Origin of the sequence: Arthrobacter sp. SIMBA_036, assembly GCF_046535135.1 — a bacterium.
GTDB lineage: Bacteria > Actinomycetota > Actinomycetes > Actinomycetales > Micrococcaceae > Arthrobacter.
Genome location: NZ_JAWRXG010000441.1, coordinates 1 through 238, shown reverse-complemented (window position 1 = coordinate 238; position 238 = coordinate 1). Strand labels below are relative to the sequence as shown.

Below are 238 nucleotides of genomic sequence, written 5' to 3'. Positions count from 1 at the left end.
ATTGCGAAATTCAACTAATGAAAAAATTAATCTAATTTTTACAGATGCACCAGGAGAATGGTTTGATCATTGGAGAAACAATACTGGTGGAGAAAGTTCGAAAGGAGCTAAATGGATTCATGAAAATAGTAATGCTTTTTTATTATTCGCAGATTGTGAAATGCTTTGCGGAGAAGAAAGAGGGATAGCTAAATTGCAAATTAATTCTGTTGCTGATAGACTTCTTGAATATATACAC

Annotated in this window: 1 protein-coding gene; it reads left to right on the top strand. The window is 32.4% G+C overall.

Annotation, left to right across the window (positions count from 1 at the left end):
* Window positions 1-238, top strand: a 238-nt coding sequence (locus tag SB659_RS20440) for a TRAFAC clade GTPase domain-containing protein (RefSeq protein WP_410551758.1), incomplete at both ends; no start/stop codon positions are given.